The sequence below is a fragment of the Actinomadura darangshiensis genome (genome assembly GCF_004349235.1).
Classification (GTDB): Bacteria; Actinomycetota; Actinomycetes; order Streptosporangiales; family Streptosporangiaceae; genus Spirillospora; species Spirillospora darangshiensis.
The window spans coordinates 1-24,895 of sequence record NZ_SMKY01000064.1 but is presented as its reverse complement, the minus strand read 5'-3'; the positions used below and the strand labels follow the sequence as shown (position 1 = coordinate 24,895).

The 24,895-nt window shown below is 71.6% G+C and carries 26 protein-coding genes; 10 read left to right on the top strand and 16 right to left on the bottom strand.

Going from position 1 to position 24,895, the window contains the following annotated elements:
- Positions 1-35: 35 nt before the first annotated feature.
- The 4 genes from E1293_RS16535 (at position 36) to E1293_RS16520 (ending at position 6,297) form a co-directional block, all read left to right on the top strand.
- Positions 36-2,261: a DUF4132 domain-containing protein gene (locus tag E1293_RS16535; RefSeq protein WP_132198293.1), complete on the top strand. Its 2,226-nt coding sequence runs from the start codon at positions 36-38 to the stop codon at positions 2,259-2,261.
- A gap of 88 nt (positions 2,262-2,349) precedes the next feature.
- Positions 2,350-4,506 carry an MMPL family transporter gene (locus E1293_RS16530; RefSeq protein ID WP_132198292.1) on the top strand — a complete coding sequence of 719 codons (2,157 nt, stop codon included), beginning with the start codon at positions 2,350-2,352 and terminating at the stop codon, positions 4,504-4,506.
- A gap of 5 nt (positions 4,507-4,511) precedes the next feature.
- Positions 4,512-5,669 (top strand): sensor histidine kinase, encoded by a 1,158-nt coding sequence (locus tag E1293_RS16525; RefSeq protein WP_132198291.1) that lies wholly within the window; start codon positions 4,512-4,514, stop codon positions 5,667-5,669.
- A gap of 1 nt (position 5,670) precedes the next feature.
- A complete protein-coding gene (locus E1293_RS16520; RefSeq protein WP_132198290.1) occupies positions 5,671-6,297 on the top strand; it encodes a response regulator in 627 nt (208 codons plus the stop codon).
- Between the two features lie 13 nt (positions 6,298-6,310).
- Here E1293_RS16520 and E1293_RS16515 read toward each other — a convergent pair whose 3' ends face one another.
- The 5 genes from E1293_RS16515 to E1293_RS16495 all read right to left on the bottom strand — a co-directional run bounded on the left by E1293_RS16515 (position 6,311) and on the right by E1293_RS16495 (position 10,889).
- Complete coding sequence (locus tag E1293_RS16515) at positions 6,311-7,027, bottom strand: ABC transporter permease (protein ID WP_132198289.1); 717 nt, start codon at positions 7,025-7,027, stop codon at positions 6,311-6,313.
- On the bottom strand, positions 7,024-7,989 hold the full coding sequence (locus E1293_RS16510) for an ABC transporter ATP-binding protein (RefSeq protein WP_132198288.1): 966 nt from the start codon (positions 7,987-7,989) through the stop codon (positions 7,024-7,026). Before E1293_RS16510 ends, E1293_RS16515 begins: the two co-directional genes overlap by 4 nt.
- Positions 7,986-8,864: an ABC transporter permease gene (locus E1293_RS16505; RefSeq protein WP_132198287.1), complete on the bottom strand. Its 879-nt coding sequence runs from the start codon at positions 8,862-8,864 to the stop codon at positions 7,986-7,988. Before E1293_RS16505 ends, E1293_RS16510 begins: the two co-directional genes overlap by 4 nt.
- Complete coding sequence (locus E1293_RS16500) at positions 8,861-9,847, bottom strand: ABC transporter ATP-binding protein (RefSeq protein ID WP_132198286.1); 987 nt, start codon at positions 9,845-9,847, stop codon at positions 8,861-8,863. The genes E1293_RS16505 and E1293_RS16500 overlap by 4 nt, the downstream gene beginning before the upstream one ends.
- Positions 9,848-9,932: 85 nt before the next feature.
- Positions 9,933-10,889, bottom strand: coding sequence for a DUF389 domain-containing protein (locus E1293_RS16495; RefSeq protein ID WP_132198285.1), 957 nt, complete (start codon positions 10,887-10,889; stop codon positions 9,933-9,935).
- Between the two features lie 120 nt (positions 10,890-11,009).
- Between E1293_RS16495 and E1293_RS16490 the strand changes: the two genes are divergently transcribed.
- The gene (locus E1293_RS16490) at positions 11,010-11,732 is read left to right on the top strand and encodes an HNH endonuclease family protein (protein WP_243716267.1); all 723 of its coding nucleotides are present in this window, start codon (positions 11,010-11,012) and stop codon (positions 11,730-11,732) included.
- A 76-nt stretch (positions 11,733-11,808) separates the two neighbouring features.
- Positions 11,809-12,111, top strand: a complete 303-nt coding sequence (locus E1293_RS16485) for a hypothetical protein (protein ID WP_132198284.1) — start codon at positions 11,809-11,811, stop codon at positions 12,109-12,111.
- Here the strand turns inward: E1293_RS16485 and glmM are convergent.
- The 3 genes from glmM to rplM all read right to left on the bottom strand — a co-directional run bounded on the left by glmM (position 12,108) and on the right by rplM (position 14,639).
- On the bottom strand, positions 12,108-13,451 hold the full coding sequence (gene glmM / locus E1293_RS16480) for a phosphoglucosamine mutase (protein WP_132198283.1): 1,344 nt from the start codon (positions 13,449-13,451) through the stop codon (positions 12,108-12,110). The genes E1293_RS16485 and glmM overlap by 4 nt on opposite strands.
- 122 nt (positions 13,452-13,573) lie before the next feature.
- Positions 13,574-14,089 carry a 30S ribosomal protein S9 gene (rpsI, locus tag E1293_RS16475; RefSeq protein ID WP_132198282.1) on the bottom strand — a complete coding sequence of 172 codons (516 nt, stop codon included), beginning with the start codon at positions 14,087-14,089 and terminating at the stop codon, positions 13,574-13,576.
- Between the two features lie 97 nt (positions 14,090-14,186).
- Positions 14,187-14,639, bottom strand: a complete 453-nt coding sequence (gene rplM / locus E1293_RS16470) for a 50S ribosomal protein L13 (RefSeq protein WP_132198281.1) — start codon at positions 14,637-14,639, stop codon at positions 14,187-14,189.
- A 459-nt stretch (positions 14,640-15,098) separates the two neighbouring features.
- Between rplM and E1293_RS16465 the strand changes: the two genes are divergently transcribed.
- The 3 genes from E1293_RS16465 (at position 15,099) to E1293_RS16455 (ending at position 19,109) form a co-directional block, all read left to right on the top strand.
- Positions 15,099-16,151: a CAP domain-containing protein gene (locus tag E1293_RS16465; protein WP_132198280.1), complete on the top strand. Its 1,053-nt coding sequence runs from the start codon at positions 15,099-15,101 to the stop codon at positions 16,149-16,151.
- Between the two features lie 120 nt (positions 16,152-16,271).
- Positions 16,272-17,516, top strand: coding sequence for a hypothetical protein (locus tag E1293_RS16460; RefSeq protein WP_132198279.1), 1,245 nt, complete (start codon positions 16,272-16,274; stop codon positions 17,514-17,516).
- Positions 17,517-17,540: 24 nt separating this feature from the next.
- Entirely contained in the window at positions 17,541-19,109 is a 1,569-nt protein-coding gene (locus tag E1293_RS16455) for a hypothetical protein (RefSeq protein WP_132198278.1), read from the top strand.
- A 6-nt stretch (positions 19,110-19,115) separates the two neighbouring features.
- Here E1293_RS16455 and truA read toward each other — a convergent pair whose 3' ends face one another.
- From truA to infA, 8 genes are all read right to left on the bottom strand, one after another.
- Entirely contained in the window at positions 19,116-20,000 is an 885-nt protein-coding gene (truA, locus tag E1293_RS16450; RefSeq protein ID WP_207938884.1) for a tRNA pseudouridine(38-40) synthase TruA, read from the bottom strand.
- A 212-nt stretch (positions 20,001-20,212) separates the two neighbouring features.
- Entirely contained in the window at positions 20,213-20,728 is a 516-nt protein-coding gene (gene rplQ, locus E1293_RS16445) for a 50S ribosomal protein L17 (RefSeq protein WP_132198277.1), read from the bottom strand.
- A gap of 95 nt (positions 20,729-20,823) precedes the next feature.
- Positions 20,824-21,837: a DNA-directed RNA polymerase subunit alpha gene (locus tag E1293_RS16440; protein WP_132198276.1), complete on the bottom strand. Its 1,014-nt coding sequence runs from the start codon at positions 21,835-21,837 to the stop codon at positions 20,824-20,826.
- A gap of 106 nt (positions 21,838-21,943) precedes the next feature.
- Complete coding sequence (rpsD, locus tag E1293_RS16435; RefSeq protein ID WP_132198275.1) at positions 21,944-22,570, bottom strand: 30S ribosomal protein S4; 627 nt, start codon at positions 22,568-22,570, stop codon at positions 21,944-21,946.
- 90 nt (positions 22,571-22,660) lie between these two features.
- Positions 22,661-23,062 (bottom strand): 30S ribosomal protein S11, encoded by a 402-nt coding sequence (rpsK, locus tag E1293_RS16430; protein WP_021596710.1) that lies wholly within the window; start codon positions 23,060-23,062, stop codon positions 22,661-22,663.
- A gap of 50 nt (positions 23,063-23,112) precedes the next feature.
- Positions 23,113-23,493: a 30S ribosomal protein S13 gene (gene rpsM, locus E1293_RS16425; protein WP_132198274.1), complete on the bottom strand. Its 381-nt coding sequence runs from the start codon at positions 23,491-23,493 to the stop codon at positions 23,113-23,115.
- Between the two features lie 186 nt (positions 23,494-23,679).
- Positions 23,680-23,793, bottom strand: coding sequence for a 50S ribosomal protein L36 (gene rpmJ, locus E1293_RS16420; RefSeq protein ID WP_021596712.1), 114 nt, complete (start codon positions 23,791-23,793; stop codon positions 23,680-23,682).
- Between the two features lie 65 nt (positions 23,794-23,858).
- A complete protein-coding gene (gene infA / locus E1293_RS16415; protein WP_018657567.1) occupies positions 23,859-24,080 on the bottom strand; it encodes a translation initiation factor IF-1 in 222 nt (73 codons plus the stop codon).
- Positions 24,081-24,340: 260 nt separating this feature from the next.
- Between infA and E1293_RS16410 the strand changes: the two genes are divergently transcribed.
- Positions 24,341-24,895, top strand: a 555-nt coding sequence (locus E1293_RS16410) for a hypothetical protein (RefSeq protein ID WP_132198273.1), incomplete at its 3' end; no start/stop codon positions are given.

The window sequence follows — 24,895 nt, the reverse complement described above, 5'->3', positions numbered from 1 at the left end:
CCGAGATTGTCCGCCTCTGCCGTGAGACTGGAGCGATGACCGAGACCTCCCGCATCGAAGACGCCGCCGAAAGCGCGCTCCCCCGCCTGCTCGTCGAACCGCCGTGGACGCGCCGCGGCCGGGCGGGCACGGAGCCGGTCGTCCTGAAGGGGCTGAAGCGTCCCACGACCCCTGCCGCCGAGTCGTGGCCGCCCGGCCTGCGCGAGGAATGGCTGGAATCCCGGGACGGCTTCGCCAAGGCGTACCAGCCCGCGCTCCCCGACGACTCCGACTGGGAGGCGGTGGCCGAGCACTACCGCAGCGGCGCCGCCCTGCGCGATCCGCGGGGCGGGGACCGTGCCCGCAGGTTCTACTGGCTGGTGGTGCGGGGCCCCGGCGATCTCGCGGACGAGCTTCTCGCCGACGAGCGCTACCACGAGGACTGGGCCGGGTGGTCCTACCGCACGCCGCTCAAGCACTTCGCCGCCCGGCGCGGGACGGCGGCCCGCGCTCTGATCCTGCACGCGACCAAGAAGCACGCTTCCTGCGCGGACGCGCTCGTCCCGTTCGTGGACGACGCCACGGCGCGCGCGATGATCAACGGGATCGGCCGGCACGACGACGCCGCCGTGCGGCTCTGGTTCGGGTGGCACGGCGCGGCCGCGGCACCGTTCGTCATTCCGGACGCGCTGCGCAAGCCCGGCCCGAAGCGCACGAAGGCCGAGCAGGCCCTCGCGCTCATCGCCCGCGAGCACGGCAGCGCGTGCATCGTCGAGGCGGCGCGACAGTACGGCGACGAGGCGGCCGCGGCGATCGACGCTCTGGGCACCGACCCGCTGGACCAGTACCCCGACGACCTGCCGCAGTGGGACGAGGAGATCGTCCGCGACAAGCTTCCGCAGTTGCTGCTGCGCGGACGCGAGCGGGCGCTGCCGGTGGGGGCCGCCCGGCATTTCGTGACCATGCTGCTGATCTCCACGCCCGAGGACCCGTACCAGGGCTGCGAGCAGGTCATCGAGCTGTGCGATCCGGGCTCGCTCGCCGAGTTCGCCTGGGCGGTGTACGAGAACGATCGGGGCAGCGGGCTTTGGGCCTCGACGGGAGCGCAGTACGCGCTGCGGCGGCTCGGCGACGCCGAGACGGCCGCGCGGCTGGCCGGCCGGATGGCCCGCTGGGACAACTACTACTCCTGGACGTTCAAGGGACTGACCGCCCTCGACGTCCTCATGGCGATCGACGCGCCGCCGGACGACCTGCTGCGCCACCTGGACCGCCTCGCCCGCAGGGCCGCCGACGCCAAACACATACGTCCCCGCGCGCAGCGCCGGCTGGACGCCATCGCCCGGGAGCGCGCCCTGACGCCCGAGCAGCTGGCCGACCGGATCGTCCCCGACCTCGGGCTGGACGCGGCGGGCTCCATGACGCTCGACTACGGCCCGCGCCGGTTCGTGGTCGGCTTCGACGAGCAGCTCAAGCCGTTCGTGGCCGACGAGGACGGCAAGCCCCGCAAGACGCTGCCGAAGCCGGGCGTCAAGGACGACGACGCCCTCGCCCCGGCCGCCTACAAGCGGTTCGCCGACTTGAAGAAGGAGGCCAAGGCCGTCGCCGCCGACCAGCTGAAGCGGCTGGAGAAGGCAATGGTCGCCGGGCGTTCCTGGACGTCCGGGGAGTTCGGCTCGATCTTCGCGGGCCATCCGCTGCTGGGCCACCTCGTCCGCCGCCTGGTGTGGTCCGCCGATGGCACGGCGTTCCGGGTCGCCGAGGACGGCACGCTCGCGGACGTCCGCGACGACGCGTTCGTCCTGCCGCCGGACGCCCGTGTGATGCTCCCCCATCCCGTCCTGCTCGGCCAGGACACCGTCGCCGCCTGGGCCTCGGTCTTCGCCGACTACGAGATCCTGCAGCCGTTCCCGCAGCTCGGACGCCCCGTCCACGAACTGGCGGACGACGAGCGCGACACCGGCCGCCTCAAGCGCTTCGAAGGACGCACCGCCCATTTCGGCAGGTTCATGGGCATGACGTCCCGCGGCTGGGAACTCGGCGACAAGGAGACCGGCGGCTTCCGCCGCCAGGTGAACCTGATGACCCCGGACGACCGGCACGTGATGGTCGCCTTCGAGCCGGGCATCCGCGTCATCGACCCCGAGGAGTACGCCGAGCAGACGATCGAGCGCGTCATGCTCATGACGGGCCGCTACTCCGGCACGGAGCATCCGTTCGGAGCGCTCGACCCGGTCACGGCGTCGGAGATGATCGCCGAACTGGAACGCGTCACCGGCTGACGTGCGGCCGGGTCCACCGATCGGTGGACGGCAGGTTCAACCGGACGAGGCTCATGCGGAACAGGGCCCTGCGGCCAGCATTTTCCGCATGACGAATCTCCCTGTACGCATGGCCCGGTGGAGCGCCGGGCACCCGTGGCGCGGGATCGCGAGCTGGTTCCTGTTCGTGGCCCTGTGCCTCGGTATCGGCATGTCGGTCGGCGGGCACGCCGCCACGACCGAGGACTACCGGATCGGCGAGGCCGGACGGGCGGAGGCCATGGCCGCCGAGGGCGGGCTGCAGCAGAAGCCCGTCGAGCACGTGCTGGTCACCGGGACGGGGACCGCGGCCGGCGCGGCGGCGAAGGACGCCGCCGCCCGGATGAAGCGGCTCCCCGAGGTCGAGTCGGTGTCCGCGCCGATCCGGGCGAAGGACGGCACGGCGCTGCGCGTCGACGTGACCCTGAAAGGCAGCGAACTCCAGGGCAAGGACCACGTCGAGCCGCTCCTCGCCCAGACGGCCGACGTCCAGAAGGCCCATCCGGACGTCAAGGTGGAGGAGACGGGCAGCCCGTCCATCAGCAAGGGCGTCGGTGAGCTGCGCGACGACGACCTCGCCCGCACCGAGGTGATCGCGCTGCCGATCACGCTGCTCACGCTGCTGCTGGTGTTCGGCTCGTTCGCGGTGGCGGTCGTGCCGGTGGTGTTGGCCCTCACCTCGATCGCGGCGGCGATCGGCCTGTCGATGCTCGCCTCGCACGTGTTCCCGGACGCCGGCGTCGGCGCCAGCATCATCCTGCTGATCGGCATGGCCGTCGGCGTCGACTACACGCTCTTCTACCTCAAGCGGGAGCGGGAGGAGCGGGCCCGGTCGGGCGGCCGGCTGAACGCGCGGGCCACCGTGGAGATCGCGGCGGCGACGTCCGGGCGGTCGGTGGTGGTGTCCGGGCTGGCGGTCGCGGTGTCCAGCGCGACGCTGTACCTGGCCGACGACGTGATCTTCTCCTCGATCGCGACCGCCGCGATCCTCGTCACGCTGGTCGCCGTCGTCAGCTCGCTGACCGTCCTGCCCGCGGTGCTGGCCAAGCTCGGCGGCTGGGCGGAGCGGCGTGCCGCCCGGCGCGGCCGCGTCCAGAAGGCGCCGAGGACGGGCAACGGCCGGATCACCAAGGCGATGCTGCGCCCCACCGGCAAGCACCCGGCCGCGACGCTGGCGGTGGCGGTGCTCGCGATGCTGGCGCTGGCCGCCCCGCTGCTCAACCTCAACCTGACCGACATGGGCCGCGACAGCCACCCGCGCCAGATCCCCGCCATGCAGGTGTACGACCGGCTCAACACGGCGTTCCCCGAGCTGAAGTCCATGCACCAGATCGTCGTCAAGGCCGACGCCGGCCAGGCCGGCGAAGTGACCGCCGCCCTCCGCGACCTCGCCGCGCGGGCCGGGCAGGACCCGCTGCTCGCCGGGACGTCCGAGCTGCGCACCTCGCCCGACCAGCGGATCCACCTGCTCGAACTCGCGGTGCCGCACCACGTCAGCACCGACGAGGCCCGGCGCTCCCTGGACCGGGTCCGCGGCGAGTACGTCCCGCAGACCGTCGGGAAGCTGCACGCCGAGACCGCCGTGAGCGGCGACATCGCCCGCTACGCCGACTACCCGGAGCACCAGAAGAGCAAGCTGCCGTTCATCGTCGGGGCGCTCCTGCTCGTCACGTTCGCGATGACGGTCTGGGCGTTCCGCTCGGTCGTCCTCGGGCTGCTCGGCGTGGCGCTCAACCTGCTGTCGGCCGGCGCCGCACTCGGCCTGCTCACCCTCGTGTTCCAGGGGACATGGGCGGAGGGCCTGCTCGACTTCACCTCCACCGGGTCGATCGGCTCCCGCGTCCCGCTGTTCCTGTTCGTGATCCTGTTCGGGCTGTCCATGGACTACCAGGTCTTCGTGATCAGCCGGATCCGGGAGGCGGCGCGGCGCGGCGTCCCCACCCGGCAGGCCGTGCTGGACGGCGTCGGCGGCTCGGCGAGCGTGGTGACCAGCGCCGCGTTCGTAATGGTGACGGTGTTCGCCAGCTTCGTCTTCATCCACATCATGGAGCTGAAGCAGATGGGCTTCGCGCTGGCGGTGGCCGTGCTGCTGGACGCCGCCGTCATCCGCATCATGATCCTGCCCGCGCTGATGCTGCTGCTCGGCGACCGCTGCTGGTGGCCGTCCCGGAGCATGCGCCCGGCCAGGGACGACGCCGCTGGACCGGCGCTGCAGAACGTAGGCTGATCGGCATGCCCCAGCCCAGCGAACGTCCGCTCCGCCGGTGGTACTTCGCCGTCTGGGTGCTGCTGGGGCTGGTCCCGCCCGCCATGGGCGTGTGGGACCAGCCCGACTCGGCGCGGTCGACGACGCTGGCGCTGCTGTCCGTGCTCGCGCTCTGCTACCCGATCACGGGGACGTTCCCGGGGAACCCGGCGGTCCGCCGCTTCACCTTCCTCGGCGTCCTCATCGCGGGGATCGGCGGCGTCTCCTACGCCATGGACGGCGCCGCGTCCCTGCTCATCGTGTCGCTCCCGCACTTCTGGATCCTCGCGGGCAGCCCGCGGCGCGCGGTCGTCCTCAGCGGCGCCGCCGCCGCGGCCGACGTCGCCGGGGACGCCGTCCAGTCGGCTCCGGGCGGGGAGATCGTCTCCGGCAACGCGATCGCCGCGCTCATCGGGTACGCGGCCGGGGTCCTGTTCGGGCTGTGGATGCACCGGGTCGTCGGGCAGCACGACGAGCGGGAGCGGCTCCTCGCCGCCGACCTGGCGGACGCCGAGCGGCGGCTCGCCGAGGCGCAGCGCCGGCAGGGCGCCGCCGACGAGCGCGAACGCCTCGCCCGGGAGATCCACGACACGCTCGCGCAGGGGTTCGCGTCGATCGTCGTCCTGGCGGAGGCGGCCCGGGACGGCCTCGGCACCGACCCGGGCAGGAGCGCCCAGCAGCTCGGCTCGATCGAGCAGACCGCCCGGGAGAACCTCGCCGAGGCGCGCGTCCTCGTCGGGTCGGCGTCGCAGGGCAGCGTCGTCCCGGCGTCGGTGGCCGCGATGCTGCGCCGCGCCCTCGACCGGTTCGCCGAGGACACCGGCCTCACCGTCAGCGCCGACCTGCCCGACGTCGACTGCGACCGGACGACCCGGATCGCGCTGCTGCGCTGCACGCAGGAGTCGCTCGCGAACGTCCGCAAGCACGCCGCCGCGTCCACGGTCGGGATCGTCCTCGAACGGTGCCCGCACGGCATCGAACTGGAGATCACCGACGACGGGCGCGGCTTCGCGGTGGCCGAGTCCCGCGGCTTCGGCCTGGACGGGATGCGCCGCCGCCTCGCCGAGCTGGGCGGCGAGCTCACCGTGACCAGTTCCCCCGGCGACGGCACCCGCGTCCTCGCCATGATCCCCGCGAGGGCCTGACATGACCGGAACACTGCGGATCATCGTCGTGGACGACCACACGGTCATGCGGGCGGGCGTCGTCGCGCTGCTGGCCGCCGAGCCCACCATCGAGATCGTCGGCGAGGCGGGCGACGGCCGCGAGGCCGTCGCCCTCGCCGGCCGGGTCCGCCCCGACGTCGCCCTGCTCGACCTGCGGATGCCCGTCATGGACGGCGTCGCCGCCACCGGCGAGCTCGGCCGGCTCGGCACCCGCGTCCTCGTCCTCACCACCTACGACACCGACACCGAGATCGAGCGCGCGATCGAGGCCGGCGCCATCGGCTACCTGCTGAAGGACACGACCCGCGACCAGCTCGTCGGGGCGATCCACGCGGCGGCGCGGGGCGAGACCGTCCTCGCGCCCCGCGTCGCGGAGAAGCTCGTCGCCCGGATGCGCCGCCCGGAGCCGGTGGCGCTGACCGCCCGGGAGATCGACGTGCTCCGGGCGGTCGCCGACGGGCTGTCCAACGCCGAGATCGGGCGGCGGCTCGTCATCGCCGAGGCGACCGTCAAGACGCACCTGCTCCGCGTCTTCGCCAAGCTCGACGTCAGCGACCGCACCCACGCCGTCGTCGTCGCCATGGACCGCGGCCTCCTCGCCCGCTAGTCCGCCCCGCCCGCTAGTCCGCGCTGGCGACCGCCAGCGTGCGCAGGCGGAACGCCGCGAGGAACGTCCCGGCGAGCGTGACCACGACCAGCAGCGCGATCGCCAGCGGCAGGTCGACCGTCGACTTGACCGGCGACGCCCCGGTGAGCGCGTCGATGACCGACAGGGACCACTGCTGGATGGACGCCGACTTGGCGCCCGGCGCGAAGCTGCCGAGCAGCGTCTCCCACACCAGCGCGTACAGCAGGCCGATCGTGACGGCGTTGCGGCTGGCGACCGCGAGGGCGACGAACACCGCACTATAGGCGATGCCGCCGACCAGCGCCCCGAGCGCGAACGCGGGCGTCAGCTGCGCCGTCGTGCCGGTCAGGATCAGCCCCGCCAGCAGCGTCGGGACGACCGCGAACGCCGTCGTCAGCACGATCGCCACGGCGAGCTTCGTCAGCACGATCACCTCGCGCGGGATCGGCTTGGTCAGCACGTACATGATCTGGCCGTCGTCGATCTCGGGCCCGATCACGCCGGTGCCGGCGATCAGCGCGAGCAGCGGCAGCAGCGTCGCCAGCCCGAACTGCTGCTGGACGGTCGCCGAGATGTCCAGGTCGTCGTTCCCGGTCGCCTTCAGGCCGATCGCCAGGACCAGCAGGAGCAGCGGCAGGGCCAGCAGGAGCAGCGCGCGCTTGCGGCCGAGCATCGCCCGGAACGTGATCATCGCGATCGTCGCGTTCATGTCGCCACCAGATAGGAGAAGACGCTTTCGAGGGACTCGTCGGCCGGGGAGACCTCCCAGAGGCGCACGTCGGCGTCGCGGGCGACCTGCGGGAGCAGCCAGGTGAAGCGCTGGAAGTCGATCGCCTCCACCTGCAGCCCCTTGTCGGTCAGCTGGACGCTGCGGGCCGACCCGTCCGCGATGATCGCGGCGGCGAGCCGGCGGTCGTCGGCGGAGCGGACGAGGAAGATGTGCGGCCGGTCGGTCATCAGCCGACGGATCTTGCGGAAGTCGCCGGAGGCGGCGTGCCGGCCCGCCACGATCACCTCGATGTGGCTGGCGAGCCGCTCCACCTCCTCCAGGATGTGCGAGGAGAACAGGATCGTGCGGCCCTCGGCGGCCATCCGCTGGATGAGGTCCATCAGCTGGAGCCGCTGCCGCGGGTCCATGCCGTTGAACGGCTCGTCCAGCAGCAGGACGGGCGGGTCGTGCACCAGCGCCGAGGCCATCTTGATGCGCTGCTTCATGCCCTTGGAGTAGTTGCCGATCTGCCGGTCGGCCGCGTACTCCATCTCCACCAGGCCGATGGCGCGGCGGGCGGCGGCGCCCGGTTCGGGCAGCTTGTGCAGCTTGGCCATCGCGAGGATGAACTGCTCGCCGGTGAGGAAGTCGTACGCCGACTCCCGTTCCGGGACGAGCCCGAGGCTGCGGTAGGCGCCCGGGTTGCGCCAGATCGGCGTGCCGTCCAGCGTGACGGACCCGGACGAGGGCGCGAGGAACCCGCCCATCATGTGGATGAGCGTCGACTTGCCGGCGCCGTTCGGGCCGAGGAGCCCGGTGACGCCCGGCCCGACCTTCATCGACACGCCGTTGACGGCGACGACGTTCCCGTACCAGCGGGACACGTTCTCCAATATCAGCTCACTCGGGTTCCCTGTGGGGGGACGACCCCCCGCACCCCCCGTTTCGCTTCGCTCGGTCATGAGAGTCCCGCCTTCCGGAACCGGCGGTACAGGACCGCGATCGAGCCGAGGACGATGACGGCGCACAGCGCCAGCGCGACGATGCCGCCTTCGATACCGGACGGCACCCCGGCGGACGATGACTGCGCCCCGAGCAACCGGACCTGGACGATGTCCACCAGGTTGAACGGCGTGAACAGCCCCGCCCAGCCCTGGAGGGTGAAGTTCGTCTGCGCCTCGGCGATGCCCTGCACGGCGCCGACGAACGCGGCGCTGACCATGTAGACGGCGATGACCGCGGCGACGCCGAAGCCGCGCCGCGGGGTGAACGCCGCGACCACCATCCCGATCGCCGCCAGCACCAGCGCGAACAGCACGCAGCCGACCAGGGCGCCCAGCCACTTGAGCACCTGCTCGCCCGAGTCCGGCATCTTGGCGACCAGGCCGCCGACGTAGAGGACGGTGACGGGCACCGCCATCAGCGCGAACAGCGCGGACGCCATCGCGGCGCCCTTGGCCAGCACGAAGTCGAGGTGGCCGACCGGCCGCGAGAAGTACAGCGGGATGACGTGGAAGCGGATCTCCCGGGAGGCCAGCACCGGCGCCTGCGTGGCCAGGAAGATCGCCACGATGACCTGCATGATGACGGCGTAGGAGGCGTACCGGAACAGCGCGTCCGGCTCCTTGGTGAACGCGAACGCCGCGACCGACCCGGCGGCCGGCAGCAGCATGATCGCCGCGAGCAGGAACGGCATCACCTTGGCGCGCGCCGGGCGGCCGAGGCCGAACGCGGCGCGCAGGTTGTGCACGTACAGGGACCGCAGCACGTAGGCGCGGCCGTTGCGGCGCCCGTCGTAGTGCCGGTAGCCGATGTCGTGGATCGTGCTGGTGCTCATCGCGGCGCTCCCTGCTGGACGGCACCGGGCTGGACGGCACCGGGCTGGACGGCACCGGCCGGTGCGGGCGGCCCCGCGGGCCCCGCGGGCCCCGCCTGGAAGACCTCCTCGATGTGGTGGCGGCGCTGCTCCATCCGGATCAGCCGCAGCCCGAGGTCGGCGACGCCGTCGCGGATCAGGTCGTAGGTCTGCTCGCCGGCGATGTCGACGACGAGGAACCGGCCCTCCGGATGGACGGTCACGCCCTGGTCGTGGAGGTGCTGCCCGAGCGTGTCGCGTCCGTCGTCCACCTCGACGGTGAGGACGCCGCTCTCCGTGGTGTAGGCCTCGACGGCCTGCGAGCGCAGCAGCTTCCCGCCGTCGATGATGACGACGTGGTCGCAGACCCGCTCAAGCTCGCCCAGCAGGTGGGAGGTGACGAGGACGCTGATCCCGAACTCGGCGCCGATGCGGCGGATCAGGTCGAGCATCTCGTCGCGGCCGGCCGGGTCGAGGCCGTTGGTGGGCTCGTCCAGGAAGACGAGCTTCGGGTCGTGGACGAGGGCCTGCGCGAGCTTCACCCGCTGGCGCATCCCGGTGGAGTAGCCGCCGATGGGACGGTACCGCTCCTCGTACAGGCCGACGTGCCGGAGCGTGTCGGCGGCGCGCTCGCGGGCCGCGGTCGGAGGCAGCCCGCACATCCGGGCCATGTGCACGACGAACTCGGTCGCGGAGACGTCCGGCGGCAGGCACTCGTACTCGGGCATGAACCCGACGCTCTCCCGGATCCGCAGGCCCTCGCGCGCGATGTCGAGGCCCAGCACGGTCGCGGTGCCCGAGGTCGGCGGCAGCAGGCCGAGCAGGATCTTGATGAGCGTCGACTTGCCGGCGCCGTTGGCACCGACCAGCCCGACGACTCCGGGTTCGACGGCCACGGAGAGGTCGTCCAGGGCGGTCACCCGGGCGAACCTCATCGTCAGGCCCTGGGTGGCGATTATCGGCATACGGTCGAACCTAGCGGCTGGCGCCGTGCGTCACGTCACCCTAAAGGGCGATGAGGGGTGGCCTTTGGTCCGATCCTGGATCGACCTAAGTTCCCCGAACGGCCGACCTTCTGCCCCGCTGCCGCAGGACCGCCGCCCACAGGTACCGCTGGACGAGCAGCGTCAGCGCCCCGGCGATGACCATCCCGGCGAAGTTGACGGCGAGCTGGAGCAGCGAGCCGGTGATCTCGCTGGTGTGCCGCAGCGCCATCGCGACCGCGAGGTTCCCGGCGGCGGGCACCGTGGTGACGGAGATGAAGACGCCGACCAGCGCCGACGACTTGCCCGCGGTGAGCGACAGCACCCCGGCGCCGCCGGCGAGCAGCGCGACGATGAACGACCAGCGGTCCGGGCTGTAGATGAACGCGGTGAGCGGCCGGTCGTCGGGCAGCCGGTCCAGCTCGATCACCCCGATCCAGCGGCTGACCAGCGCGCACACATAGGTGATCACGATCGCGACGGCGAACCCGACCAGCAGCGCGCGCAGCGCGTCCACGATCCGGCGCGGCTGCCCCCGGACGAGCCCGTAGCAGATCGCCGCGATCGCGCCGAACTCCGGCCCGAGGACCATCGCGCCGACCACCAGCACCGGCGAGTCGATCAGCGCGGCGATCCCGGCGAGCTGCGTGGCCAGCGCCAGGAACGCGACGAACGACCAGGTGAGCGCGGTTCCCTCGCTGACCTGCCGGTCGAGCTCCTCCCAGACGACGGCGTCGTCGCCGTGGCCGGGCGCCCGCTCCATGGCCAGCTCGGCGCGCTCCGACAGCGTCAGGTCGACCTTGTCGAGGGCGATGGAGCCGTCCCGGTCGACGTGGAGCGCGCGCAGCGCGTCCAGGACCTCGTTCGCGGACTCGCGGGCGACGTCGGCGGTCACGAGGTCGCCGGGCGGGACGCGGGCCGCGCCCTCGATGACGACGACGTTGGTCGCCCCGGCGCATTCGGCCAGCGCCTTGCAGGACGCGTCCGTCCGGTCCGCCGGGACGATCGCTCTGAGATGCAGCACGGGCCAATCGTGCCGTAAACGGCGGGGCGGTGTGGCGGGGACGCCAGGCCATACGGTTTGATCGGTTATTTACCTGCGAAGTGGCAAATATAAACAGAAAACCCCCAGGACGGTGAAGGCATGTCACACGCCCCCCGGACGGCCCCGCGGCCGGCCATGCGGACGGCCGTGGCCGCCCTCATGATCGCCGTCCCGCTGGCGGCGGCGGGCTGCGAAGGCAAGGTGAGCGTCACCGAGCCCGGCTCGTCCCCGTCCGCCGGGAGCGGCAAGCCCGCCTCTGGCGGCCACAAGCCCGCCTCCGGCGACCAGGCCCGCGCACGCAAGGACCTGTCCGGCCTGCGCATCGCGTCCGAGGGCGACGGCGGCGGCTACGAGCGCGGCAAGTTCGGGACGCGCTGGAAGGACACCGACCACAACGGCTGCGACCAGCGCAACGACGTCCTCGACCGGGACCTCACGAAGGTCGAGAAGAAGGGCGACTGCGTCGTCATGGCGGGCCGGCTGGACGACCCCTACAGCGGCAAGAAGATCACCTTCGCCAAGAAGGACGCCTCCGAGGTGCAGATCGACCACGTCTACCCGCTCGCCCTCGCCTGGCGGATGGGCGCGTCCCGCTGGAGCGAGGACCGGCGCGAGACGTTCGCCAACGACCACGGCAACCTGCTCGCCGTCTGGGGCGTGCCCAACCGGCAGAAGAGCGACTCGGGCCCCGGCGAGTGGAAGCCCCAGAAGCCCTTCCAGTGCGCCTACGCCATCAAGTACGTGGCCGTGGCCAAGAAGTACTCCCTCCCGACGACCCGCGCCGACCACGACGCCCTCCAAACCTTCCTCACCCGCTGTTGACTCGCGGCGCGTGGTTGTCATGAGCGGCCGCATAACAACGACACACCGCAAGTCAACGGGTCGTAGGGTGCTCTTCATGAGCGAAGCGAACGGCAACGAGGGCGCGGACGAGCAGGCGCGGGTGCGGACCAAGCGGAGCGTGGGGGCTCGGGCCACCGGAGCCGAGGTGACCGGGGCGTCGGCGACCGGGCTGACGCTGCGGCCGGCCAACGGGCTCGGCTCGCTGGCGGTCGGGGCGATGGCGGTCGGCGCCCTGGCCGTGGGCGCGGTCGCCATCGGCAAGCTCGTCGTCAAGCGGGCCGTCGTCGGCCACCTTGAGGCGGGGATCGTGGAGATCAAGCACCTCAAGGTGGGGAAACTGGAGATCGACGAACGCTAGCCCAGCGTCGTCTTCACCACGCCGGCGAGGTGTTCGGCGACCGACTGGGCCTGCGCCTCGGAGGCCGCCTCGACCATCACGCGGACCATCGGCTCGGTGCCGCTCGGGCGGATCAGGACGCGGCCGGTGTCGCCCAGATCCGCCTCGGCGGCGGCGACGGCCTCGGCCAGCTCCGGGGACGTCTTGGCGCGCGCCTTGTCGACGTCCTTCACGTTGATGAGGACCTGCGGCAGCCGCGTCATCACCTTGGTCAGCTCGTCCAGCGGACGGCCCGTGCGGACCATCGCGGCGAGCAGGTGCAGCCCGGTGAGGACGCCGTCGCCGGTGGTGGCGTGGTCCAGCATGATGACGTGGCCGGACTGCTCGCCGCCGAACCCGAACCCGCCCTCCTTCATCGCCTCCAGAACGTACCGGTCTCCGACCGCGGTCTCCACCACGGTGATCCCGGCCTCCCGCATCGCGAGCTTGAAGCCCAGGTTCGACATCACGGTCGCGACGACGGTGTCGGCGGCGAGGACGCCCGACTCGCGCAGGTCGACGGCCAGGATCGCCATGATCTGGTCGCCGTCCACGATCTCGCCGGACGCGGTCACGGCCAGGCAGCGGTCGGCGTCACCGTCGTTCGCGATGCCCACGTCCGCGCCGTGCTCGTGGACGGCCTTCTGCAGCGCCTCCAGATGGGTGGAGCCGCAGCCGGAGTTGATGTTCAGCCCGTCGGGGGCCGTCCCGATCGTGAAGACCTCGGCGCCGGCGCGGCGCAGCGCCTCCGGGGCCACGTCGCAGGACGCGCCGTTCGCGCAGTCGACGACGACGCGCAGGCCGTCCAGCGACACCGGGACCGTGGTCAGCAGGTGCGCCACGTACTGCTCGACGGCGCCGTGCGCCTCCCGGACGCGGCCGACCCCGGAACCGGTCGGCGGCTCCCAGACCTCACCGAGCCGCGCCTCGATCCGGTCCTCGATCTCGTCGGGCAGCTTGTAGCCGCTGCGGTCGAAGAACTTGATGCCGTTGTCGGGGGCCGGGTTGTGCGACGCCGACAGCATCACGCCGAGGTCGGCGTCCAGCGCGTGCGTCAGGTGCGCGACCGCGGGCGTCGGCAGGACGCCGAGGCGCAGCACGTCCACCCCGGAACTGGCGAGGCCGGCCACGACGGCCGCCTCCAGGAACTCGCCCGAGGCGCGCGGGTCGCGGCCGACCACCGCGACCGGCCGGTGCCCCTTGAACGCGCCCTGCTCGCCCAGCACCCGCGCCGCCGCGACGGACAGGTCCATGGCGAGCGGGGCGGTGAGGTCGCGGTTGGCGAGCCCGCGCACGCCGTCGGTCCCGAACAGACGAGCCACAGTTCAACTCCCGATCGCAGAGGGCAACCCCGGAAAAGCGGACGAGCCGCCGCACCCGGTGCGCCGGCCATGGAGGGCCGGCCGCGGAGAAGTCCACGGGGTGCGACGGCTCGTGCCGTCGATCAACGCTTGCTGTACTGCGGAGCCTTGCGGGCCTTCTTGAGGCCGGCCTTCTTGCGCTCCGGCACCCGCGCGTCGCGGGTGAGGAAGCCGGCCTTCTTCAGCGCCGGGCGGTGCTCGATGTTCGCGAACTGCAGCGCACGGGAGATGCCGAGGCGCAGCGCACCGGCCTGGCCGGTGGTGCCGCCGCCGTTGACGCGCGCGAGCACGTCGAACTGCCCCTCCAGGCTCAGCAGCACGAACGGCTCGTTCACGATCTGCTGGTGCACCTTGTTCGGGAAGTACTGGTCCAGGGTGCGGCCGTTGATCTTCCACTGGCCGGTGCCGGGGACGATGCGGACCCGCGCGATGGCCTGCTTGCGGCGGCCGGTGCCGGCCGCGGGGCCGGTCGCGACCGGCTGGCCGAGGAAGCTCTCGCCGGCGGCCTCGGGGGTCTCGGTGCTGTACTCGGACGGCGCGTCCTCGTACGACTCGGTCTCGGCGGCCTGCTCGGCGCCGGTGGTCTCGGTGTCGTCCACGGTTCTCCTCGGGTGTTCTGGCCAGGGCGGCTGGCCCGTCCAACGGGTGCCCCGGCGGCCTCTGTCTCAGGTGCGCACGAGTGGATCGTGCGCGGCGTCACTCGCCGGTCTGGCTGATCTGGGTGATCTCGAACGGGACCGGCTTCTGCGCCTGGTGCGGGTGGTCGGGTCCGGCGTAGACCTTCACCTTGCCGAACATCTTCCGGCCGAGGGAGGTCTTGGGCAGCATGCCCTTGATCGCCTTCTCGACGGCCCGCTCGGGGTGCTTGGCCAGCAGCTCGGTGTAGGTGATCGAGCGGAGTCCGCCCGGGTACCCCGAGTGCCGGTAGGCCTTCTTGCGCTCCGCCTTGTTGCCGGACAGCGCCACCTTGTCGGCGTTCACGATGACGACGAAGTCACCGGTGTCCAGGTGCGGAGCGTAGATCGGCTTGTGCTTACCCCGGAGCAGCTGCGCGACCTGACTGGCGAGACGGCCCAGCACGACATCGGTCGCGTCGATGACGTACCACTGACGCTGGACGTCAGCGGGCTTAGGGGTGTACGTGCGCACGGTCGTAAGCCTTCGTTTCTCGTCGACTCTCAGCGGTTTCGATCCTCCGCCCACCCTCGCGGGCGGGCGTCGCCTGGCAGCGGAATCCTGCTCGCGCCGATCAGAGGATCATCCGACCCGGCGCTCCGGGAGGCCGGGCCCCGCACGACGCCGCGAGGGGCGCGTACTCAAGGGACACCGGCACGTCGTCGCGTCGCTCCCGCCTGCCACCCGGGCACGCGTCAACGCACACAACAAACACGCAGGATACTCGGCCGCGCGCGTACGGGTCAAAACGAGCCGCCACGACGCCCTCGGCCGCGCCGCCCATTATCCCCCATCTCGCCATTCGCCGTACATGGCGAACGGTCGGCGGCCTATTGATCACGGAATGTAGCGGTTTTGATCTTTATCGGCCGATCTTCGTAACCGGGGGTTCATATCGGGATATGGTGCCGGGCGACCGGCCCACGCCGGCTCATGCCGGCCCGCACCCGGGAGCCTCCGCTGACCACTCCCCGCAGACCAGGTGATCCAGCCGGACGCCGCAGGCCCGGCCCCGCCGGGCAGCGCGGCTCCGCGCCACGCGACGCCGCCCCGCGCGGTGGCGCGCCTTCTTCCCGTGACGAGCCCGCCTACCGTGACGAGCTCGTCGCCAGCGGCCCGCGGCGTACCCGCCCCGGCGCCCCTCCCGGGGGACGCCGCTCCGGCGGCGACGGGGCGCGGCACGGGCGTCCGCCGGAAGGCAAGAAGTCCCGGGGCAAGGGCGCGACCGGGATCATGGCGGTCGTCGCCGCGTCCGGCCTCGCCATCGGGCTCGGCGTCGCGATCGACCGGCTGGTCCTGCCGGAGCTGCGGCCGGAGAAGACGTCCGCGTCCGGGCCGGAGCGGGGCGCCTCGCCCGTGCTCCAGGGGCCGCAGAGCGACCTGCCGACCGGGACGGGTTCGGAGCCCGGGACGGGCACGGAGGGCGGTGCGGGCACGCCCAGCGCCTCGGCCGCGCCGAGCACGGCGGAGCAGACGCCGCCGCTGAAGCCGATCCACCCGCGCAAGAGCACCGCGGCCGGGCCGTCCAAGTCCGGCGAGCGGTCCGAACCGGCCGAGCCGCCGTCCTCGGGCGGGGGCGGCACCTCGGGCGGCGGCTCCGGCGGATCGTCCAGCACCGAGGCGGCCGTCGTGTCGCTCACCAACACCGAGCGCGCCAAGCACGGGTGCAAGGCGCTGCGCACCGACGCACGGCTCGTCGTCGCGGCCCGCAAGCACTCCGCGGACATGGCGGCCAACGACTACTTCGACCACACGTCCCGCAACGGCGACAGCCCGTGGAAGCGGATGGAGGACGCCGGCTACAGCAGCCCCGGCGCCGAGAACATCGCCAAGGGCTACCCGACCGCCGCGGCCGTCGTGAAGGGCTGGATGAACAGCCCAGGTCACCGGGCCAACATCCTCAACTGCGGGCTGCGCGCCATCGGTGTCGGGCGGGCGTCCGGATCCGGTGGCCCACTGTGGACGCAGGACTTCGGCTGGAAGTGACCGGGCCCCTCGGCCGGGACAGCGACCTTCGGCAAATCACCGGCGTCCGGTTCGCCCCCATGTCATGGTGGGTGTCTCGAAGGTCCAGAGCCCTGAACGAGGAACGGTAAGGTCCAACCCATGGGTTATCCGGGCGATCAAGGCAAACCCGGCGACTGGCCTCCGCGGCAGTCGCCGCACGCGCCGTACGGACCCGGAGCCGAAGCGCCGCCGTACGGCCACGACAACGACGAGTCCCCCTTCGCACCGCGCGACGAGGGACCCGGCGGCATGCCGTACGGGCAAGAGCCGTTCGGCCAGGAGCCGTTCGCGCAGGAGCCCCCGGGGCAGGAGCCGTTCGGGCAAGGGCCGTACGGGCAGGAGCCCTTCGGCCAAGACCAGTTCGGGCAGGACCAGTTCGGCCAGGAGCCCTTCGGGCAGGAGCCGCCGGGCCGAGAGTCGTTCGGCAATGAGGCGTTCGGCGGCGGGCAGCCCGGCGGGCCGGGCGACCAGACCGCCGCGTTCCCCGGCCAGCCGCCCGCGTGGGGCGACGAGCCCGTCGCCGGCAACGCCGCCGGCGCGGACCCCTACGGCTCCTACGAGGGCATGCCACCCGGCCCGCCGGGCCCGCAAGGCCCGCAGGACCCGCCCGAGAAGCGCCGCAACCTGCCGCTGATCATCGGTGGCGCGGCGGTGGCCGGGATCCTCCTCATCGGCGGCGGCGTCGGGCTGTCGTCGATGCTGAAGGGCGACGACGAGCCGAAGACGCCGTCCTCCGAGGCCGCGTCCCCGCAGGCCAAGCCGACCCCCAGCCCGACGAAGCCCGTCCTCGCGCCGGTGAAGCTGCAGAGCCGCACCACCGACCCCGCGCCGCTGACCCTCAAGGAGGTCTACGGCAACGGGAAGTTCAAGGTGGGCAAGTACAAGTACGTGCGGACGGCCGCCAGCGCCAAGAAGGGCTGCACCGGCGTCGTCGGCGGCAAGACCCTGGAGAAGACCCTCAAGAAGGGCGGCTGCACGCAGGCGCTCCGCGCCACCTACGCGCTGACCAACGGCTCCCTCATCGGGACGGTCGGCGTGTTCAACCTGGAGAGCGAGGCCGCGGCCAAGACGGCCGTCAAGGCCGCCGCCGGCAAGGACGCGTTCCTGGTCGCGCTGCCCGGCAAGGGCGTCTCCAAGACCAACGGCAAGGGCGAGGCACTGGGCACCTCGCAGGCGCGCGGCCACTACGTCATCATGACGTGGGTCCAGCGCCCGGACGGCAAGAAGATTGCCGACAAGTATCATGCCGCCGTCCGCGTCTTCGGCACCCAGATGGTCAAGGGCAGCAACCTGGCGCTGGCCCTGCACTACCGGGAAACCGAAGGCAAGCCCCTCCAAAAGTGACCCCTTTGAATACCCTCTCTGCTTATGTCTGGACCTAGAGACGCCCGGGAGACCGCCGAGGAGGCGGGGACGGCCGCCGTCCCCGCCGACTCGGCGCCGCCCAGCTTCGGCGGTACGGCTCCCCCCGCCGATGAGGCCGCAGGCGAGACGCCGGCGGCCGACTCCGCCTCCCTGCAACTCCCCGCCTTCGGTCTGGAGGCCCCCTGGTGGGCCGCCGAGTCCGCGGACACCTCCCCGCCCGGCGACGCGGCGCAGGAGGAGGCCCGGCCGGCACCGGAGAATCCGCAGCCGGCGGCGGAGTTCCTGTCCGCACCGGTGGTGATCGAGGACGAGGAGGAGGCCCCGGAGACCGCCGCCCCGCTCGGCACGCTCGTCGCCGGCAAGGGCGTCCCCAGCATCGACTCCCGCCGTGCCGTCCCCGCCGAGCCGATCGTCAAGCCCCCGGTCTCTCCGGACGACACCGACCCCGACGGCTTCAAGGCCGTCCCCCCGGCGGAGGAGGTCCGGCCGGAGGACGACACGCCGGCCGGCCCCGTGCCGGCCGAGGCGCCCGAGGAGAACGAGACCACCGTGGACAACCCCGTCCTGAACGAGGTCGCGGAGGACCGTCCCGCGCCGGCGTCGGCGTTCGACCGGGCGAGGGAGGCGGAGGACGCCGCGCCGCTCGCGCCGGTGCTCGTCCCGGACGCGATCCTGCCGCCCGGCTTCGTCCCGCCGACCGGCAGCGGCCCGTTCCCGCACCCCGAGGCCGTCGAGGCCGGCGAGGGCGCCGCCGCGACCGCCGAGCAGCCCCCGGTGATCACGCCGGTCTACCAGGCCGAGGGCGGCGTCCCGGTCGACACCCCGCCTCCTCCCGGCGGGCCCACGCCGCCCGCCCCGGCGAAGGGGGCGGGCGGGAGCAAGCGCCGGCCGCTGCTGATCGGCGGCGGCGCCGCGGTCGTCCTCGCGGCGGCCGCCGGGCTGTTCGTCATCGGCGGGACGGGTTCGGGCGGCGAGGACGCCGGCGAGAAGGCCGCCGAGCCGCCCGCCGTCACGCAGTCCACCGCCCCGGCGACGCCGCCCGCCACGCCGGCGCCCGCGGTGAACATCGACAACGAGAAGACCGACACCGCGGACCTGGCGTTCCACGACGTGTTCCCCGCCAAGACCCTCCAGCTCGGCGGCCGGACCTACCTGCAGGACCGCTGGTCCCTCAACCGCGAGGTCAGGTACGCTGCCCGGGGCTCGATGCTCGCGGCCCTGCGGCAGGAGCAGTGCCGCAAGATCGTCCGTGCCACGTACATCGACCCGAAGAGCAAGCTCGCCGTCACCTCCGGGCTCGCGGTCATGCCGACGAAGGACGCGGCGCTCACCGTCAGCAAGGCCGGCGACCCCGCCACCTACGAGTGGTTCCGCGGCATGGCGGGCAAGCACTCCCCCGACATCGACCGGGCCGGCGGGTACGCGGCGGCGACCGTCCGCGGCCGGTACGTCGCCTACGCCTACGTGCAGTGGGCGAACGGCAAGAAGGCCAAGCCGGGCGACCCCGTGATCAAGCAGGCCGCGCAGCAGTTCATCGACTACGACCTGCGCCCGATCGTGGCCCGCGGCTGACCCCGGTCAGGGGCCCTGCCGCGGCGCCGGGGCGGGCTGCTCCGGGGCCACCGCCGCGGCGGTGGCGTTCAGCGTCCGGACGCGGCGGGTCTCCTGAGCGCGCTTCGCCAGGCTGTCGTCGCCGGGGTAGCGGATCTCCTCCAGCGACAGGCCGTGCGCGGGCGCCACGTTCACGCCCGAGTCGCGGACGCGCGCGGCGAGCACCTCGGCGGGCCACTCCACCTCGCGCCGCCCGTCCCCGACCATGAGCATCGCGCCGACGAGCGCGCGGACCATCGAATGGCAGAACGCGTCGGCCTCCACGGTCGCGAGCGCCAGGTGCGGATCGCGGTCGTCGCGGGCCCACTCGTAGCGCAGCAGCTCCCGGATCGTCGTCGCGCCCTCCCGCTTCCGGCAGTAGGCGGCGAAGTCGTTCTCGCCGACCAGCCGCCGCGCGGCGTCGTTCATCCGGTCCAGGTTCAGCGGGCGCGGATGCCACAGGACGTCGTGGCGGCGCAGCGGCTCCACCCCGACCGGGTTGTCGCACACCCGGTACACGTAGCGCCGCGACAGCGCCGAGAACCGGGCGTCGAAGCCCTCGGGCGCGATCGACACGCGCCATACCCGCACGTCCGGCGGCAGCAGTCCCGCCAGCCGCCGCGGCATGGTCCCGTTGATCGCCGAGTACGCGGCGACCGGCACCACCAGGTGGGCGACCTGCCCGTGCGCGTGGACGCCCGCGTCCGTGCGTCCGGCGACGGTGAGCATAGGGGGTGGGTCCAGGCGAAGCATCCGTGCCAGCGCGTCCTCGATGACGCCTTGGACGGTCCGCTGGTTGGGCTGTCTCGCCCAACCCGCGAAGTCCGACCCGTCGTAGCCGATGTCGAGCCGGAGTCGTACCAGAGCGGTCATGTCAGTCGAGTTGTCCTTCTCCAACGTCCGTCGTCCATTCCTCCCGATGCGCCACGCCCATCGGGTACTCCCCTGACACGCTCCCCGGTGAATCGCCGCCCGCCTGACCTGACCATGAAACCAAGTCTGGCAAAGATCAGGCCCGCCGTCCCGGATGGAAACGGCGGGCCCTCACGAATGTCGAGCAAACGCTTGCCTAGGTCGAGCGACGATTACTCTTTGCCGCCCTCGTCCTTGGCCTCGTCCTGGGCCTCGTCCTTGGCCGCGGGCTCGTCCGCCTCGGCCTTGCTGAGGGTGACCTCGCCCTCGGCGGGCAGCTCGGCCTCGTCGACCTCGGGCGCCGGGGCGGCCTTGGCGGTGGTCGCGGTCAGCTGCTCCTGCACCAGCTCGATCACGGCCATCGGGGCGTTGTCGCCCTTGCGCGGGCCGATCTTGGTGATGCGGGTGTAGCCGCCGGGGCGGTTCTCGAAGCGCGGCGCGATCTCGGTGAAGAGCTCGTGCAGGACGCTCTTGTCGCGGATCGTCTTGGCCACCAGGCGGCGGTTGTGCAGGTCGCCCTTCTTGGCCTTGGTGATCAGCTTCTCCGCGAGCGGGCGCATCCGCCGGGCCTTGGCCTCGGTGGTGGTGATGCGGCCGTGCTCGAACAGCGCCGTCGCCAGGTTCGCCAGGATCAGCTTCTGGTGCGCTGCGCTGCCGCCGAAGCGGGCGCCCTTGGTGGGCTGAGGCATGTCTCTTCCTTCCTGCACCGGCCGTATCAGGTACCGGCGTCAGCTGGTCCCGGGACGGCCGGGGAACGCTGCCCCCGGCCGCCGGAATCGGGTTTCTAGTACTGCTCGGTCTCGGCGTAGCCCTGGTCGTCGTCGCCGTAGGCGTCGGCCGCCGCGCTCGGGTCGAACCCGGGCGGGGAGTCCTTCAGCGAGAGGCCCATGTCGTTGAGCTTCTGCTTGACCTCTTCGATCGACTTGGCGCCGAAATTCCTTATATCGAGAAGGTCCTGCTCGGAGCGGGCGACGAGCTCGCCCACCGAGTGGATGCCCTCGCGCTTCAGGCAGTTGTAGGAGCGGACCGTGAGGTTCAGCTCCTCGATCGGCAGGGCCAGGTCCGCGGCGAGCGCGGCGTCCGTCGGGGACGGGCCCATGTCGATGCCCTCGGCCTCGACGTTGAGCTCCCGGGCCAGCCCGAACAGCTCGACGAGGGTCTTGCCGGCGGAGGCGACCGCGTCGCGCGGCAGCATCGCCTGCTTGGTCTCCACGTCCAGGATGAGGCGGTCGAAGTCGGTGCGCTGCTCGACTCGGGTGGCCTCGACCTTGTAAGTGACCTTGAGCACGGGCGAGTAGATGGAGTCGATCGGGATCCGGCCGATCTCCTGGCCCGGCTGCTTGTTCTGCGCGGCCGAGACGTAGCCGCGGCCGCGCTCGACCGTCAGCTCCATCTCCAGCTTGGCCTTGTTGTTCAGCGTGGCGATGTGCAGGTCCGGGTTGTGGACCTCGACGCCCGCCGGCGGCGCGATGTCGGCCGCGGTGACCTCGCCAGGGCCCTGCTTGCGCAGGTACATGACGACGGGCTCGTCGTGCTCGGACGAGACGACGAGCTCCTTGAGGTTCAGGATGATGTCGGTGACGTCTTCCTTGACCCCGGGCACGGTGGAGAACTCGTGCAGGACGCCCTCGATGCGGATGCTGGTGACGGCCGCACCGGGGATCGAGGAGAGCAGGGTACGACGCAGCGAGTTGCCGATCGTGTAGCCGAAGCCCGGCTCCAGCGGCTCGATGGTGAACCGCGACCGGTACTCGTCGACCTGCTCTTCGGTGAGAGTGGGACGCTGTGCGATGAGCATGGTGGTGCCTTCTTTCCGCGGTGCCCGCTATTTGACTACCGCGTTCGGAAACGTTCCCCGTCTCGCCGGGATCCCACCTGGGGACCCCGGCGAGACGGCGTGAGCCCTACTTGGAGTAGAGCTCGACGATCAGCTGCTCCTGGACGGGAGCGTCGATCTGCTGCCGGACCGGCATCGAGTGCACGAGGATGCGCATCTTCTCGCCGTCCACGCCGAGCCACGCCGGGACGGGGCGGTCGCCGGTCTCGGCCTTGGCGACCTGGAACGGCGTCATCTCCATCGACTTGGGCTTGACGTCGACGATGTCGGCCTCGGACACGAGGGCCGACGGGATGTTGACCTTCTTGCCGTTGACCCGGATGTGGCCGTGCCGGATGAGCTGGCGGGCCATGTCGCGGGACTTGGCGAAGCCGCCCCGGTAGACGACGTTGTCGAGCCGGCGCTCCAGCAGCGTGAGCAGGTTGTCACCCGTCTTGCCCTGCTGGCGGTTCGCCTCGACGTAGTAGTTGTGGAACTGCCGCTCCAGCACGCCGTAGATGCGCCGCGCCTTCTGCTTCTCGCGAAGCTGCAGCAGGTACTCGGTCTCCTTGGGCCGACCGCGGCCGTGCTCACCCGGAGGGTAGGGACGGATCTCGATCGGGCACTTGGGGCCCTCGCACTTGCTGCCCTTGAGGAACAGCTTCATCTTCTCGCGGCGGCAGAGCTTGCAGTCCGCACCGGTGTAACGAGCCATTGTTCTAGATCTCCCCCTGCCTCAGACCCGGCTGGCCAGCGCAGTGGCGGGCGGTGCCGCCTGCGCAAATTCCAGATTGCTTTTCACGGGTCAGACCCTCCGACGCTTCGGCGGGCGGCAGCCGTTGTGCGGAACGGGCGTGACGTCCTGGATCGAGCCCACCTCGAGGCCGGTCGCCTGCAGCGACCGGATGGCGGTCTCGCGGCCCGAGCCCGGGCCCTTCACGAAGACGTCGACCTTGCGCATGCCGTGCTCCATCGCGCGCCGGGCGGCGGCCTCGGCGGCCTGCTGCGCGGCGAACGGGGTGGACTTGCGCGAGCCCTTGAACCCGACGTGGCCCGAGGAGGCCCAGGAGATCACGTTGCCGTTGGGGTCGGTGATCGAGACGATCGTGTTGTTGAACGTGCTCTTGATGTGGGCGTGCCCGTGAGCGACGTTCTTCTTTTCCTTGCGGCGCACCTTCTTGGCGCCGACACGGCTCTTAGGAGGCATGTGCTCTCTCTACTCTGAGGTCATCGATCCGGAGGACCGACTCCGGACTGCTACTTCTTGCCGGCCTTCTTCTTGCCGGCCACGGTCTTCTTCTTGCCCTTGCGGGTGCGTGCGTTGGTCTGCGTGCGCTGACCGTGCACCGGAAGCCCGCGGCGGTGCCGGACGCCCTGGTAGCACCCGATCTCGATCTTGCGGCGGATGTCCGCCTGGACCTCGCGGCGAAGATCACCCTCGATCTTGTAGTTCGCCTCGATCCAGTCGCGGAGCTTGATGATCTCTTCGTCGCCCATCTGGTGGACGCGCAGGTCGCCGCTGATGCCGGTGCCCGCAAGGGTCTCCAGCGCCCGCGTCCGGCCGATGCCGAAGATGTAGGTGAGAGCGACCTCGAGGCGCTTTTCGCGCGGGAGGTCGACGCCGAGGAGGCGTGCCATCGTGGGCAGTTCCCTTCATTCGCCCGGAGGTATGGACGCATCGCCTCCGCACACACCCTGCCCGGGTGGCGGCCCCGGCCTCCGGAGATCCGGGGGTGTTCCTTCACACGACGGCGCCGCACGAATCCGATCAAGGACTCGTACGGCCCGGGGTGAAGGCTGCGATGCGCTTGCTGGTGGTGAGCGTCAGCCCTGACGCTGCTTGTGGCGCGGGTCAGAGCAGATGACCATGACCCGGCCGTGCCGGCGGATGACGCGGCACTTGTTGCAGATCTTCTTGACGCTCGGCTTGACCTTCACTGGGTCTCCTAAGGATCAGGGTCACCCCCGCGCCGCCACGCACGGGGAAGGCAACCCCAGTGGGATTACTTGTAGCGGTAGACGATCCGACCGCGCGTGAGGTCGTAGGGGCTCAGCTCCACAACGACGCGGTCGTCCGGCAGGATCCGGATGTAGTGCATCCGCATCTTGCCGCTGATGTGGGCGAGCACCTTGTGCCCGTTGTCGAGCTCCACCCTGAACATGGCGTTGGGCAGCGACTCGATGACGGTGCCCTCGATCTCGATGGCCCCTTCTTTCTTGGGCATGTCCTCCGCGCTTCACTGGTCGGCTCATTGGACGCGGCCCGGCGCTCCAGGAGAGAATCGGCCGCAACCCGCACCGCGGCGCGAAGCGCCAGGAAGGGGAAATCGGGCGGCCGTCGACGGACCGACAAAGGAGTCTACGTCAACGGGCCGCCCAATGCGAAATCAACGCATGATACGGGTCCGGAGACTGCTCCCGAGTCAAGCATACATCCCGTCCGCGTTGTACCTTTCCAGGAGAGATACGTCCGAGGAGGATCAGCATGCCGAGCTATGACTTCGCGCTGATCCTCAGCCGTCCCCTCTACGAGGACGAGCTGGACCCGCTGTTCGACCGGACGCACGGCGCGGTCACGGTCTCGATCATCAGCGAGCCCCAGCACGCCGACCGTCCTCCAGCCCCCACCCACCACCATCCAACCGACGAGCTCCGCTCGGCAGATCGTCTGGGCAACGCGTCCTGCTCGTGGACGGGAGCCACCCTCGCCGCGGCGATCATGGAGGTGGTCGAGCACGTCGAGGAGAGCGCGCCCGGGCTGCACGTCCTGCAGGTGGAGGCCGACCCCCTGCTGACGATCCGCGACATCGCCGAACGCGTCGGCCGCTCCCTCGACTCCGTCCGGCACGCCATCACCGGCGGGCGCGGCGCCATCGGGTTCCCGTCCTCGGAGATGTCGACCGCCGGCCACCGGCTGTGGCGCTGGTCCAAGGTCGCCGCCTGGTACGACCTCGACGACCCGCAGCTGGTCGAGGCCAAGCCGACCGTCCAGGCCATCAACGGCTGGCTCGCCCTCCGCGACGTGGTCCCCGACGTGGCC